12 protein-coding genes are annotated in these 14,026 nt (G+C 46.2%); 2 read left to right on the forward strand and 10 right to left on the reverse strand.

Features of this window, described 5'->3' with window-relative positions:
• The 9 genes from Q7P68_RS02835 to loaP all read right to left on the reverse strand — a co-directional run.
• The coding region (locus Q7P68_RS02835) for a hypothetical protein (protein ID WP_304222533.1) at window positions 1-407 on the reverse strand (407 nt) is incomplete at its 3' end.
• A gap of 30 nt (window positions 408-437) precedes the next feature.
• The gene (locus Q7P68_RS02840) at window positions 438-1,535 is read right to left on the reverse strand and encodes a 3-dehydroquinate synthase (RefSeq protein WP_304222536.1); all 1,098 of its coding nucleotides are present in this window, start codon (window positions 1,533-1,535) and stop codon (window positions 438-440) included.
• Window positions 1,525-2,094, reverse strand: coding sequence for a winged helix-turn-helix transcriptional regulator (locus Q7P68_RS02845; RefSeq protein WP_304222539.1), 570 nt, complete (start codon window positions 2,092-2,094; stop codon window positions 1,525-1,527). Before Q7P68_RS02845 ends, Q7P68_RS02840 begins: the two co-directional genes overlap by 11 nt.
• Before the next feature lie 169 nt (window positions 2,095-2,263).
• Window positions 2,264-3,106, reverse strand: coding sequence for an FAD binding domain-containing protein (locus Q7P68_RS02850; protein ID WP_304222542.1), 843 nt, complete (start codon window positions 3,104-3,106; stop codon window positions 2,264-2,266).
• Complete coding sequence (locus tag Q7P68_RS02855) at window positions 3,093-3,575, reverse strand: (2Fe-2S)-binding protein (protein WP_304222544.1); 483 nt, start codon at window positions 3,573-3,575, stop codon at window positions 3,093-3,095. The genes Q7P68_RS02850 and Q7P68_RS02855 overlap by 14 nt, the downstream gene beginning before the upstream one ends.
• Window positions 3,572-5,656 (reverse strand): xanthine dehydrogenase family protein molybdopterin-binding subunit, encoded by a 2,085-nt coding sequence (locus tag Q7P68_RS02860; RefSeq protein WP_304222547.1) that lies wholly within the window; start codon window positions 5,654-5,656, stop codon window positions 3,572-3,574. The genes Q7P68_RS02855 and Q7P68_RS02860 overlap by 4 nt, the downstream gene beginning before the upstream one ends.
• 4 nt (window positions 5,657-5,660) lie before the next feature.
• A complete protein-coding gene (locus tag Q7P68_RS02865; RefSeq protein ID WP_304222550.1) occupies window positions 5,661-6,917 on the reverse strand; it encodes a DegT/DnrJ/EryC1/StrS family aminotransferase in 1,257 nt (418 codons plus the stop codon).
• The gene (locus Q7P68_RS02870) at window positions 6,901-8,382 is read right to left on the reverse strand and encodes a polysaccharide biosynthesis protein (RefSeq protein ID WP_304222553.1); all 1,482 of its coding nucleotides are present in this window, start codon (window positions 8,380-8,382) and stop codon (window positions 6,901-6,903) included. Before Q7P68_RS02870 ends, Q7P68_RS02865 begins: the two co-directional genes overlap by 17 nt.
• Before the next feature lie 30 nt (window positions 8,383-8,412).
• Window positions 8,413-8,928 carry an antiterminator LoaP gene (gene loaP / locus Q7P68_RS02875; RefSeq protein ID WP_304222556.1) on the reverse strand — a complete coding sequence of 172 codons (516 nt, stop codon included), beginning with the start codon at window positions 8,926-8,928 and terminating at the stop codon, window positions 8,413-8,415.
• A 122-nt stretch (window positions 8,929-9,050) separates the two neighbouring features.
• Here loaP and Q7P68_RS02880 point away from each other — a divergent pair, with 122 nt between their 5' ends.
• A complete protein-coding gene (locus Q7P68_RS02880) occupies window positions 9,051-9,524 on the forward strand; it encodes a hypothetical protein (protein WP_304222559.1) in 474 nt (157 codons plus the stop codon).
• Between the two features lie 23 nt (window positions 9,525-9,547).
• Window positions 9,548-11,119, forward strand: a complete 1,572-nt coding sequence (locus Q7P68_RS02885; protein WP_304222562.1) for an SPOR domain-containing protein — start codon at window positions 9,548-9,550, stop codon at window positions 11,117-11,119.
• 90 nt (window positions 11,120-11,209) lie between these two features.
• Here the strand turns inward: Q7P68_RS02885 and secA are convergent, their stop codons facing one another.
• Window positions 11,210-14,008: a preprotein translocase subunit SecA gene (gene secA / locus Q7P68_RS02890; RefSeq protein ID WP_304222565.1), complete on the reverse strand. Its 2,799-nt coding sequence runs from the start codon at window positions 14,006-14,008 to the stop codon at window positions 11,210-11,212.
• Window positions 14,009-14,026 lie beyond the last annotated feature (18 nt).

Consider the following 14,026-nt stretch of genomic DNA (forward strand, 5'->3'; position numbering starts at 1 on the left):
CCCTTGCTTGAATCATACTTAAAATAGGGAAGGGCTATAATGTTCCATGTGTCGGTAGTTCTAACAGCAAGATACACCGGAATACGGCCGTCTGTGTCAGGTTCCCCCAGGGTATATTCCAACTGAGCGTCTTCTAAAACCCGATTATTCAGCAGAAGCTGAGTTCTATCTTTTATATAATTGTCAAGGTCGTTCTTGCTGGAAAAGGCTTCTCCCTCTTTAAGACCTGCAGCATTCCGCAGTGCAAAGGGTTGGGTGATTCCTTGAATATTAAAAGTAATGGTATGGATATAATAGGGACTGTCAGTACTCTGTGCTGCTGCGGGCATTTGGATAAGAACAATCAATGAAAATAAAATGATAATGCCCGGATAAAAGACGTGTTTGTTATTTTTTGTGTTTTTCATAATACCTATCCTTTTTTATTTATTTTTATTTTATCCCAGAGTCTTAAGTACAAGGTCTATATCGCTTTTATCAATAGTTTTAATTACCGCACCTTCGGCGGCGGGGATGATAAATCGGAGCTTTCCCTGCTGCTTTTTCTTGTCTGAATACATGGCTTGAATGATTTTTTCAGGGTCCCAGAAAGAAAGAGGATAGCGGGAAGCAATACAATAACCCAGCTTTTCAAGTAAAGTAAGAATACGGGTTTTCCTTTCTTTTGGGGTAATGCCGAGTAATTCGCCGAGTTCACATGCCCTTCCGATCCCCCAAGCCACCGCTTCTCCGTGGCTCACCGTTCCAAGTCCTGCGACCGCTTCCAAAGCATGTCCGTAGGTGTGTCCCAGGTTGAGCAGCGCTCGTTCCGTCCCCGTTTCTTCGGGATCGGATTCTACAATTTTCCCCTTTGCGGCAACACAGCGGTGAATCAGATCAGAAAGCCATTCTTGTTTTGATGTATACGAAAGAAAATCTGGATCATCAAAATTGATAGGATACTGCTGCAAAATATCGATAATAGCAGGATCCGCTAAAATACCAGTCTTAAGAATTTCTGCGAAGCCCGATTTCCATTCGGAAGCAGGCAGGGTTTCTAAAACCGAAAGGGGCATAAAAATTTCATCCGCCGGATGAAAGGCTCCGACGAGGTTTTTAATGCCAAGAAAGTCAAAGCCGGTTTTGCCGCCCACCGAAGCGTCCACCATGCCAAGAACTGTGGTAGATACAAGGCGCACCACAATGCCCCGCATGTAAATAGCCGCCGCAAAAGCGGTAAGATCAGTAACAACACCGCCGCCAATACCGATAAATAGACCGTCTCGGCCAATACCAGCTTCGGCAGCGGCTCTTAATATCTGTTCCACCGATTGCCAATTTTTAGCATCCTCGCCGCTCCGGATAACGCAAAGACGAGCATGATTTATACCAGGAATTGATGATGCTATCGTCTTAGTGTTTGTATCACACACAACAAGACTCTGGGACAGGGAATAACCAGCGCTCAGCCGTTCCATCTCTGGGATACTTTGGCTTATGAGCACCGAACTTGTTTTCCCCTTAAAAGTAAAGGAGTGAAGCACATCACGAACCATGTATTTCTCCGGAGCCTGCCAGAAGGGATATCAAATACAAATGATGAGGTTTTTTAATTAGATGGACATCTTCAAAACTTTCAGAAAAAATAAAAAAATAATCTTTTGAAAAGAGTGGTGTTGCCGTTTCTAGATCAACCACCTTTAAATAAGTAAGACCATGACGTATGCAACTGTGTTCGACAATAAAATCTAAATCGCTAACACCAATCAAAACTACCGTAGTGCAGCCACGAATTTTTGCCCTGTTAATTTCTGCATCAATACTATCCCGGTACATAGCTACGTTTCTAATAGTACGCTTGAAGTACCGGTAACTGCGTCGGGCTATTTCATTGATCCCATCGGGCGTAATCGCATATTGAATGTTCCGGCTATTGATTTTTTTAATCGTAATCCAGCCCTTAAGGGTAAGACGCTTAAGTATTGCATTGGTCATGCCAAGGGATGTACCCGTACTATGGGCAAGATCCCGCTGTTTTACGGTTCCTGACTGCCGGCTAGAATCATAAATGGTTTCAAGAATTGCGAGTTCTGGGTCTGTTATTTCAACATTCATAGGATGATATAGAAACGAAGCACAACGCCGTTATGGCTGTACACAATGAGGGGTAAAAGCAGGACACGGATAGTATGTGCGGCCGAAACACGCTCCAATTCCAGTATCCAAATGTTCAAGTTTTGAACAACATATCACGGTTCAAAGACTATTTCAAGCGCTACAGCATTCAAAAAGTGAGAGCAGTCTCGATGCAACGGTACAGGCTTTTCTGTAAAAAATGGTGATTGCTCAGTTTTTCTTCTAATAATGCTGAACAATTGGCCAGTATGGTTTCCATATTTTTATTTCCAAGAGGTATGTTCTGGCCTACAAGATTTGTTTCGACATCCTTAAACCGTACAATCACAGAACCTACAAAAATGAGGTGTATCTCTGTAATTGTATTTTTCATGACATTACAAAGAATTAAAAAGGTCCCGCCCTCTGGATCATCACGGTGAAGGTCTCCTATCTTTTTATGAAAAATATAGCTCCAGCTTGTAAGGGGGATTCTGATTCGGCTAATAAGAGCTTTTTCTTCCTGCAAAAGATCCGCCCCGGCGGTAATAAATTTGCTGGCTGAGATCCATCGCGAACTAGCAGCGGACTTGAGTTCATAGGTTGCATCCAATGCAATTAAAACCGCATGGAGATCCGAATATCGGTGGGTGCTCATGATAGCTCCACCGATTGTAGCAAGATTACGGATCCTCGGATTCCCTATAGCGTTGATAATAGTGACCAGGGCCTCTGGAACTATTTTCCCCAGCCGGATGATATCAGAAAGACAAAGGGCAGCCCCGAGCTCAAGATGCCGTTCTGTTCTGCTGTATTTTTTTAATTCTTCTACCTTATCCAGTGAAATAAGATTTTTAGGCATATTGAATATCCTGCCGGTTTGCCCTCTCAGTAAATCGGTGCCTCCGGCAAAAAGAACTGAATCAGGAAAACGATTCCAGAATGTAAAAAGTTCTGAAAGGTTATAGGGGTTAAATACCTGGTTATGGGGTATGTTATTAAGATCTTCCATAGAGCCTTCTTTGCCGGATTTCTGAAACTGTTTTAACCGCCTGGATTAAAAGATTTGGATCGATACAGCGGCATTGTACGTCGATAAAAGCTGATAAAATCTCCTGTTGTTCAGGACGCAAGTTGTGGGAAAGCAGGGCCTCGGTCCCTAAAATAACCGGGGTTTGGCAGAATACGCAGGGATTAAAATTGGATTGGCTAAAACCAGAAAGGATATCCTGATATTCTATAGTTTGCATAAAACCTTCGATGGTAATCACTTCGCCGTCCTTAACCCTGAATGCAGGTATCATGCAAGATGGAACAAGTCTGCCATTAAAAATCACAGAACAGGCTCCACAGAAACCGCTGCGGCAGTCAGCCCTGGTTCCGGTGAGTTTAAAATTATCCCTTAATATATCAACGAGACGTTTATCAACAGAACACTGAGCGACTACATCTTCTCCATTCAAAATAAACGGAATAGTCATAGAGCTCCCTCTGTACATACCAGAGCCTGCTCAATATCCTGAGGCAATACCGGCATGTTTCGTATCGGTTTTCCGATTGCCTGGGCAACCGCCTGGGCAAAGGACCCAGGAATCAGCGTATAAGGCAATTCTCCGATTCCCTTAGGTTGTTCATTGTTATTCCATAAAAATTCAAGATACACCGGAGGAGGAGTGTTTTGCATCATAATTGAATAATATTCCATCGTTTTTGATGGGATTTTTCCATCTACATATTGAAGCCTATTACCGGATACCCACTGCAGGGCATGAATGCTCGATGTATTGAGAGATCTTCTAGCCGCATCTTCCGACAGAATTTTCCCGCCGTCAATGATAAGCCATATTCCGCGTGTTATGGGCTGTAACGTGATGGGTTCAATCTCAACCTCGACCACCGCGGCCCCCCAGCTGAGCATACTGAAGGGTAGTCCATCTTTCATAGCCTTGGTAGGTCGAAATTGGCGCTTTACCGTTATAGGCAAGGGATCCCGGAAACGCTGCCGGCGAATTGCTTCACAAGCCCGCTGTATCAATTTAGTCATGATAGTGGTATTTCGGGAAAGCGAAGAGGGCCCAAAATCAGGCACCATATCGGTTCTTACTGGCGCAAAGGAGATCTGAGAAGTCTCGATGCCAAGGATATCACTTGCAATTGTTGCCCAAATAGACCAGGTTTCAGGACTGGAAACAATGGCACTGCTTTTAATGAGTAAAGAACCATCTTTTTCAAGAGTTGCTTCTATTCCATAGGTTCCAGTATCAGCTCCTTCAAAAAGGAGTCCATTACCTTGGTAGCCCAGACTTACCCCTATACCCCTTAAAACTTTGTCTGTGGGGAAACGGGCTAGACTTCGATGATACCTGCTGATCATTTCATAGGATGCCCATTTACGATGAAAATCGCTCATGGCTGCAACCGTATCAAGCAGCGCCTCTGAAGGAACCGTGTCGCGAATTAAAGTGCCAGTTATAAGGCTGTCACCCTTACAGAGCGCATTCCGTTTTCTCCAGGCAAGCGGGTTTTCATGCAATTGGTCTGTCAGAGTCCAGATGTGGTTTTCTATTGCAAAACTTGCTTGTGAAAAACCGAAACCAGCAAAGGGGCCGGCGGGAGGAATGTTGCTCGAAACGGCATAGCCTTCGACTCTGGTATGGGTACAGCGATACGCGCCGGCGGATCCAAGACTCAAACGGGTTATAAATTCTTCCGCAAAGGGCCCAGCGGCTCCCATATTTACAATTGGTCTGCTTTCCAGCGCGAGAAGGGTTCCTTCATCGTTAGTAAGGCTTCTTAAAAAAAAATGTGAGGCAGGCCGTTTGGGACTGAACTGGAAATCCTCCAACCGGTTCAACATCATTTTAACCGGTTTTTTGCAGATGTATGTGGCAAGTCCTGCAAGACATGCCAGGAGGGAGGGGTACCATATTTTCCCATCCAAATGTATTCCCAGTTCTAAGGGTTCTACGAGTATATCCTCTACAGAAACGGCAAGAACCGATGCTACAGATTTACGAACCTGAAAAGGCCACTGGGTTGCGGTTCGTATCAACATTTTATCATAACTATAGCTTGCAACTGCTCCATGACATTCGGGATACCAGTGTTCCTGGATACCGGTTCTGTAGGTCCCTTCAAGTATGTTTTTATTCCGCTTAAAAAGCCCGTCGATTTCTTTATTTTGAATGTTTTTTTTTGCTAAAATCCGATCAGAATCAAAGGTTTCGCACTCAAAACGGCCATTGGTTTCTTCTACGACGATTTCGCTTGAGGCTGCCAAATCTTCGAGTTTGTTTCGGTCAGGTCCAATCAGGAGTGCCACCGGTTCGCCAATATAGCGAACTTCTGATGCTGCGAGTATCGGAACCGGATCAGAAAGACCTTCGAGGCGATTATTGCCGGGAATATCACGGGCTGTAATAAGGGTATAGGAACTGGTAAGTTTTGGCGTGTTTATTTTTACAAGGGAGCCTGCGGCTACAGGCGATCTTAATATCGTACCGTACAGCATGCCTTGCAATAATATGTCTTCTAATATTCCAGCAGCCCGTGACTGTGCCATCAAGTTATCCTTTAAGTTGCCCAATCGTTTTCATGACCGTTTCGATAACCCGATCTATTTGTTCTTCAGTCATGCCTGGCCAGATTGGAAGTGAAACGGTACGTATGAAGGTATCCATTGCATTTGGAAAATCTGATTCGGAAAAATGATAAAGGTCTGCGTAATAGGGCATAGTATGGAGTGGTATAAAATGGACTGAAACCCCAATACCCTGGTTTTGCAGTAGTTCTATGAATCGATCCCGCGCAGCCGAATCTGAAAAATCAGCGAGTCTCAGGGGATAGAGGTGCCAAGCATTTTCTATTCCTGAAGGGGGAACTATCAATTCAGGCACACTACTGAATCCCTGGTTATACCGTTCAGCAATGTGCCGGCGCATTTCGAGGAGATCGAAAGCTCTTCCAAGTTGGATTCGCCCGATTGCAGCAAGTACATCCGGCATATTGTATTTGTATCCCGGAGCCACAACAGCATATTTCCAGCTGGCCTTAGTGTCTGTATAACGATTCCAAATAGATCTGTCGATTCCATGGGATCGCATAACCGAAATATGATTTGCCACATCTTTATTGTGAGTTACCACCATACCGCCTTCACCGGTCGTGATTGTTTTTGTGGCATAAAACGAAAAGACACCTATGTCTCCAAGCAGTCCGACCCAACGGCCATCAGCAAGACGAGAAGGAAATGAATGCGCCGCGTCTTCGATAACCTGAGCACCGTATTTATGTGCAAGGCTCACTATTCTATCCATATCACAGGCAAGGCCTGCCACATGAACCGGGATAATAGCTTTGACTTTCCCTGTTGGACCATAGCCCATCGCCGGATCTCGGCCGCTTTGTCGGGGGCTATAAGCTGGCAGCCCCTGGGAAAGCCGCTCTAGCGTTCGTTCCAAACTATCAGGATCCATGAGATAGGTGCCGACTTTTACATCAACGAACACCACATGGGCGCCCAGATACCGGACCACTTCGGCGGTGGCAGTAAACGTATATGTGGATGTCACCACAATATCACCGGGGCCCACTCCGCAGGCCTCAAGGGCAAGATGCAAACCGCTTGTAGCAGAATTGACCGCCAGGGCATGAATTTCATCCTGTCTTTCACGAGAAAGGAAAGCAGCAAATTCTTTTTCGAATGAAAGCGCCTCTGTTCCCGTGGTCAGCCAGCCCGATCGGAGTACTCTAAGAACAGCTTCTTCTTCTTCCGCACCGATAAAGGGGCGGGCAAAGGGTATGGGATCAATGGTTTTGCTCATGTTCAGGAATGATAACCGTCGGAATGAACTCATGCAAGAGCCGTCTCAGGAGTACCTTGTCCCGATACTGTTCTGCTTTAGCAGGATCAAAACGGCAAATAGGACGGAGCCCTTCGAGAAGTTGGTGTGGGTTTACGAGCGGCGCTTCCTTCCGCTCCACCCGGCGAATTCGCGGATACTCGGTTTCTACCGGAATTTCATCCTGGCTCCAGAGCCGTTCATCAATCCGTTCACCAGGTCTGAGCCCTATATATTCAATCTTAATTTCCTTGTCCGGTTCAAAACCATAAAACCGGATCATCTGTTCTGCCAGTTCCCGGATTTTTACTGGTTCTCCCATATCAAGAAGGTAGAGCCTGCCATTTTCGCCGACCCCTCCTGCCTTAAGAACCAATGAACAGGCTTCTGGAATTGTCATAAACCAGCGGCGCGCCTCTGGATGGGTTACTGTAACAGGACCGCCCTTTTCAATCTGTTTTTGGAATAAGGGCATAATAGAGCCTCGGGAGCCAAGCACATTGCCAAAACGAACCACCATAAACTGGGAAGCTCCTGAGGCTGAAGCGGAGAGGACCAGCTGTTCGCAGAGAAATTTTGATGCCCCGTAAACTGATACGGGTTCTACTGCTTTGTCGGTCGAAATAAGCACAAAACGTTTGACCCCATATTTTCTAGCTGCTTTTATAAGGTTTTCTGTGCCAAACACGTTGTTTTCTATGGCTGCTACCGGGTTTTCTTCCATCATAGGAACGTGTTTGTAAGCCGCAGCATGAAAAATGACATCAACTTTTAATTTTCCAAGTATGTAATCCACATAGGCTTTATCTTTGAGATCCCCAATAATGGGAACAATCGTTGCCTTTTCGCCAACCCCTTCTTCCTGCAGTATCCTGAGTTCCTTATCAATTTGATAAATTGAATTTTCCCCGTGTCCTAGAAGGTAAAGCCGTTGGGCGCCTCCTGACAAAAGCTGTCTACATAGTTCGCTACCGATCGAACCGCCGGCTCCAGTTACTAGCACACGCTTGCCCCGGAGATATGCTAGGCTTTCTTTGAGGCCAATGGCGACAGGGGTTCTTCCTAGAAGATCCTGGGGATCGATAGAACGGGTTTGAATCAGGTGGGCATCCCCTTCGATAATTTGGGAAATGCCGGGGAGTATGCGGATTTTTTCGAATCCAGCCTTTTTTAAAATCTGGTACAGTTCCCGCAAATACTCCCGGCTTGCGCTGGGAATGGCTATGATAGCTTCGTCGGCGGGATTCATGCGCAAAAGCCGAGCCACATCTCTAATGGGACCCAATACGGGAACCCCTTCAATACTGCGGCCAATTTTTTCAGGATCATCATCAAGGAAGGCGACAACTTCACCAAAAATCCCTTTGGACTTTATTTCCTTAGCCAGGGTTTGTCCGGCAAAACCGGCGCCGATAATGTACAAACGGGCAGATTTGTAAGATGTCATTCGATTTATGCGAAAGCGGCCGATCGATTTTTAGACCCTGCTGATAACTTCAAAAGCCAGGTCGATGGTAAAGGGTGCGTTGTCCAGATCGAGCCGTATTTTCGCCCTCCCTTTTCTTTTATCGACCTTTATAATAGATCCCTCCAGTCCTTTTAGCGGCCCTTCTTGCACAACGATGCGATCCTGTTCATCAAAATAAACCTTGGATTTTTCTGCGATAGAACCGGATTTAATAAAATGGGTAACGATTTCTAAATCATGTCCGGAAAGGGGGTGTACATCCTGGTTTGATTTTAGAAATCTGAAAAAACCGTCGGTTTTTCGCAGGGCCCAGTACAGGGTGTTTGGAATTGGACCCTCGAGTTCGGCGAAAAGATAGCCGGGAAAAATGGGGGCCAGTTCCTGCAGTACCTTACCGTTTCTCCGGATTGCCATGCGCCGCTGGAGAAAGTGAAGGGTAATCGGGGATCCAGGATGCTTTGAGGTAAAAAGATGTATATATTTTTCTTCCGAACCAGTTTTAACTTGAATCGCATAGTATTCCATAGGCTTGTAATACCATAGCACAGACTCCGTTCTTGAGCAACGGAAAGGAACTCACAACCGATTTTAGAAATTGGCTCAGTATTACAAAAATTGTTCCGATATTGAAAACGGAGTATAGGTAGATGAAACGTGCCTTTATATTGTTTTTATTAGCCATAGGGTTAGGCCTTTATATGGAGGCAGAAACTATTTTTGTATCCGTTCTAGAAAAAACGCCCGATGCTGCCCTATACAATTTTGAATCCTCATCAGCGTGGGAATCGGGGGTTTTGGATGCTCTCTTTGATATGGGAGCCATAGTGAGTAACACTCCTATCCAGAACGCTTCCTCTTTTGAGCTTCAAAAAACACTACAGAAAGCACAAGAAGGCGGTGCTAGTTCTATATTAGTGGTTGAACTCGTGTATTTTGCTCTTCCAAATACCCAAAAAAAGGAGCGAGCAGCCCCTGCGGCTGCTAAGTTTTATCGATACTCTGTTGTCTCGGGAAAACTGCTTAAGCAGATAGAATATAATTTGCCTTCTTTGTCAAAGAACTTAGAAGAGGATATGCAGCAGGCAAAAGAACAGACCCGACGGCTGTTCGCAAAACAGTAAGTTATACAAAAGGCAGGTAGAATATGAAAAAATTGATGACGATAGTATTCATTCTCATTTCCTGCGTTAATCTGATGGCTGCCTCTATTTGGGAAGGAGCCGCCGCGATGGCTTCTGGCGGAGAATTACCAGAGAAGGGCTATTATATCGCTACGAATTCATTCCCCAGAAATACCATGGTTGATGTCATGAATCTGGAAAACGGCAAAACACTCCGTGCTGTGGTCGTGAGCGGTATAGATACTCCTGGCCTTTTAGGTATACTTTCTCGGGAAGCCGCTATGGTGCTTGGTATTGATAAGGGCATGGTAGGACGAATTAGGGTTAATATGCCTGCGGACCCTATAGCATTTTCGCGATATACTGAGGAACTTAATAGAAGGGGAGACCCTGATCGGGATCCTGTGGCGGCCCTCTCTTTGGTCGAAGATTCAAAACCTGAGACAAAAAGCGAGAATTCGGATGCATCAACGGCTGCAGTAACTGCCGCTCCAGATGCAGCTGCGGTCATGCCTAACAGGGTAGCCCAGGAACCAACCCCTGCGACTTCTGAACCCCTGTCTCAAACAGCTCTCGAGATTGCAGAACCACAAAACGATACAATACAGGAACTTGCAGATACGGTTCCGCAATCTCAAAATATGGAGACTGAAAAGCCAGAAAGCCAAGTTGCAGCGCAGCCAGAAATTGCCGTTTTAGATACAACACCAAGTAGTACTAATGGCGATGCTCTAGTAGAACCGGTTTCGGAAATCGTATCGAAAGAGACCCCAGAAATTCCGGAGACTGTGTCCCAGACTACTCCTGAAGATACAGAAGCCCAAACATTAGCAGAAGCAACTATAACATCCGCAATTGATGAGCGTTCTGAAGCATCAGAGGCTCCAAATGCCGGTCCGGTAAGCCCAGAAGCTACAACACCAGCTATTGAAGACACGATACCTGAAGGACCGGTAGAACTGGTTCTTGAGCCTGCGGAGGAACGGCCACCTGTTGCAGCTGCGCCAATTGAAAAACCGGCAGTCCCTGAGGCTGTACCGGACAGTGTATTGAAATCTCAAGCTCCTGTGCTGGTTGGCCCTATTCCGGAGGCAGCTCCAAAATTGGTAGATTCTGAACCAGCGCCGATGGTGCCGGAGAAGCCTGCTGTCACAGCACCGGTAGTGCCGGAAAAACCGGATGTCACAGAGCCGCTTGTGCAGGATATACCACCGGTGACGGTATCTCCTATCCAGGAAAAACCTGCCGTAACCCTGCCCATGGTACAGGAAAAACCAATCGTCACAGTACCAACAGTGCAGCCAGAAAAAAAGCCCGAGCTAGGAATCGTAACATTTAGTGTGCCCCTGGTTACCAGTCTTGAAAAGGGAAAATACTATGTACAGCTTGGATCCTTTACTCATGCCGATTCTGTGGAGTTACAGATTAAAAAAATAAGCGGCAAGTATCCCCTGCTTATACAGCTTGCGGGGACCGCTGATAAACCAGTTTATCGTCTTATGATAGGGCCCTTAAATCATGGTGAGAGCGGAGCTGTGGTAACCTATTTTAAAAAATCTGGCTATAAAGATGCCTTTGTGAAACAAGAAGGCTGAGCAGCTTTTAAGACTCCCTGAGTTAAAAAAGGCGGGGTCGGCAATTGGCCCCGCCTTTTATTAATGGTTAATCTTGCTTTTATAGTACTCTTATTTTCCGTGACAGTACTTGTATTTTTTGCCGCTGCCGCAGGGGCAGGGATCGTTTCGTCCAACCTTGGGGTAAGATCGGACCACTGTTACCGATTCCGGTTCTGAACGGCTCGACGGACCTGCAGGCCTGGAGGCGCTCGAAATGGGAGCCGCGCCGGAAGAGGAGGAACTGCTGCTCGCAGCTGCGGCTCCTGCAAAAGATCCTACACTGCCATGGCTTGCCGATTGAATCGTCGCAACTGGCCGAACACGTACTTCCCGATTGTCTGCGCTTTGTACTCTGACCAAATGAACTCGGCTGGCTATTTCTTCGCGGATATCGTCGATCATTTTTTCAAAAATCTGGAAGCCTTCAATCTTATACTCGGTGAGGGGATTTTTCTGTCCGTAACTTCTCAGGTAAACAGCCTCGCGAAGGGCTTCCATGCTTTCAAGATGATCCAACCATTTGCGGTCAATCGCCTGGAGATACTGCATCCTGATAAAGGTGTTCAGGTTTTCGCTGCCCACCAGTGATTCTTTGGCCTCAATATCCTGCTTTAGCTCTTCAATGATACGCTGTTCAAGTTCTTCGGGCCGCTGTGCCTCCGTTGAAGATGCATCAAGATGAATTTGATAGCCAAATTTATTTTTAAGATATTCAAGAAGTTCTTTTACCGCGGCAGATGGATCCCGCCGGAACGTGCTGCGGTACTCTTCCAGGGCTGCTCGGACCATATCGTTGGTAGCATTATGGACCCGTTCAACCAGATGCTGGTCCGCAAGAATTGCATCCCGCTGTTCATATATAAATTTACGCTGCTGGTTAAGTACATCGTCATATTCCAACAGGTGTTTACGAATTTCAAAGTTCCGCTCTTCTACCTTTTTCTGAGCCCGTTCAATACTCTTATTGAGCCAGGGATGATAAATAGGCTCACCTGGTTCCATGCCGATTTTGGACATGAGGTTCTTTATATTGGAACCGCCGAAAAGCCTCATGAGGTCATCGTCCATGGAGATAAAGAACTTTGAACGGCCCGGGTCGCCCTGCCGTCCCGAACGGCCCCTGAGCTGGTTATCGATACGGCGGCTTTCATGACGTTCAGTACCGATAACGTAGAGGCCCCCGAGGTTCTTTACCTCTTCATAATCGGCCTTCCATTTTTCGTATTCTTCTTTATAAATCTTAGCATATTGTTCGGGACTTGCTCCGGTTCCGGCTCGTTTTCGAGCCCGGTGTTCCGGGTTTCCGCCCAGCTTAATGTCCGTACCGCGGCCAGCCATATTGGTTGCGATAGTGACTGCTCCCTTGGCACCAGCTTCTGCAATAATGACCGCTTCCCTGGCATGATTTTTCGCATTCAGTACTTCGTGGCGAATACCGCGGCGGGTAAGCAGGCCAGAGACCTTTTCAGATTTTTCGATAGATACCGTACCCACCAGAACGGGCTGTCCTTTTTTATGAGCCGCTTCAATTTCATCGCAGAGGGCGTCGAATTTTTCTTTCTCGTTGAGATATACCACATCGTCTTCATCGATACGGGCGACAGGTAAGTTGGTGGGAATAACAACCACATCCAGGTTGTATATTTTATTAAACTCTACCGCTTCAGTATCGGCGGTGCCAGTCATACCGGATATTTTTTCATACAACCTAAAGTAGTTTTGAAAGGTGATGGTGGCGAGGGTGCGGTTCCTTTGGGCTATTTTTATCCGTTCTTTAGCCTCAATCGCCTGGTGCAGTCCGTCTGAATAACGGCGGCCATGGAGAATGCGGCCGGTAAATTCATCGACAATCTGGACTTGGCCATCCTGAACGACATAATCCACATCAATATGAAAGAGCTTATGGGCCCGCAGCGCCTGAGTAAAATAGTGAATGTATTCGAAATTTTCTTCATCAAATAGTGAACCTTTAATGAGACCACGTTTTTGGAGAAGCTTTTCTATTTTATTCATCCCCGCATTGGTAAATGAGATATTTTTATTTTTCTCATTTATTTTATAGTCCCCAATGACTTCTTCACCCTGGGCTTCATCAGGATATTCTCCATCTTCTTTCTTTTTTACCTCTTCCAGGGTATCCAGCAGCTTGTCGACTTCGAAAAATTTAAAGGTGTCATCTTCTGCGGCACCAGAAATAATGAGGGGGGTTCGGGCTTCATCAATCAATATGGAGTCGATTTCATCAACCACACAGAAGTGGTGTCCTCGTTGTACCCGTCCTTCCAGGTCCCAGCGCATATTATCCCGTAGATAGTCAAAGCCGAATTCGTTGTTGGTACCATAGGTAATGTCGCACGCATAGTTTTCTCTACGGCGATCATTATCCATGTCGGAAAGGATCGTACCAACGGTCATTCCGAGATAGTTAAAGACCGGGCTCATCCAGGCGGCATCGCGGCTTGCAAGGTAGTCGTTAACGGTAACTACATGAACTCCCTTGCCGGTTATGGCATTCAGGTATGTAGCGGCGACGCTCATGAGGGTTTTACCTTCGCCGGTTTTCATTTCTACAATTTTGCCCTGATGCAGGACGATAGAACCCAGCACCTGTACATCGTAGGGCCGTTCACCCAAGTTTCTTCGGGCTGCCTCACGGGCTAACGCAAAGGCTTCGGGCAACATGGAATCCAGACTTTCTCCATTACGATACCGTTCCCGGAACCGGTCGGTCATGCGTTTGAATTCTTCCGGCGGGAGGGAAGCCGCCCAAGCTTCTTTTTCATTTACTGCGTGCAGAATAGGCAAAAGGGCCTTGAGGTCCCGTTCGTGCTGCGACCCAAAAAGGGCCTTAACTAAATTGTCCAACATAGTTTTGAATGTACCGCT

The organism is Gracilinema caldarium (assembly GCF_029265695.1).
Taxonomy (GTDB): domain Bacteria; phylum Spirochaetota; class Spirochaetia; order Treponematales; family Breznakiellaceae; genus Gracilinema; species Gracilinema caldarium_A.

Excerpts from the sequence above, each read along its gene's own strand:
- Q7P68_RS02840 (WP_304222536.1), bottom strand. The coding sequence starts at position 1,535 with ATGGTTCGTGATGTGCTTCACTCCTTTACTTTTAAGGGGAAAACAAGT.
- Q7P68_RS02845 (WP_304222539.1), bottom strand. The coding sequence starts at position 2,094 with ATGAATGTTGAAATAACAGACCCAGAACTCGCAATTCTTGAAACCATT.
- Q7P68_RS02850 (WP_304222542.1), bottom strand. The coding sequence starts at position 3,106 with ATGGAAGATCTTAATAACATACCCCATAACCAGGTATTTAACCCCTAT.
- Q7P68_RS02855 (WP_304222544.1), bottom strand. The coding sequence starts at position 3,575 with ATGACTATTCCGTTTATTTTGAATGGAGAAGATGTAGTCGCTCAGTGT.
- Q7P68_RS02860 (WP_304222547.1), bottom strand. The coding sequence starts at position 5,656 with ATGGCACAGTCACGGGCTGCTGGAATATTAGAAGACATATTATTGCAA.
- Q7P68_RS02865 (WP_304222550.1), bottom strand. The coding sequence starts at position 6,917 with ATGAGCAAAACCATTGATCCCATACCCTTTGCCCGCCCCTTTATCGGT.
- Q7P68_RS02870 (WP_304222553.1), bottom strand. The coding sequence starts at position 8,382 with ATGACATCTTACAAATCTGCCCGTTTGTACATTATCGGCGCCGGTTTT.
- loaP (WP_304222556.1), bottom strand. The coding sequence starts at position 8,928 with ATGGAATACTATGCGATTCAAGTTAAAACTGGTTCGGAAGAAAAATAT.
- Q7P68_RS02880 (WP_304222559.1), top strand. The coding sequence starts at position 9,051 with ATGAAACGTGCCTTTATATTGTTTTTATTAGCCATAGGGTTAGGCCTT.
- Q7P68_RS02885 (WP_304222562.1), top strand. The coding sequence starts at position 9,548 with ATGAAAAAATTGATGACGATAGTATTCATTCTCATTTCCTGCGTTAAT.
- secA (WP_304222565.1), bottom strand. The coding sequence starts at position 14,008 with ATGTTGGACAATTTAGTTAAGGCCCTTTTTGGGTCGCAGCACGAACGG.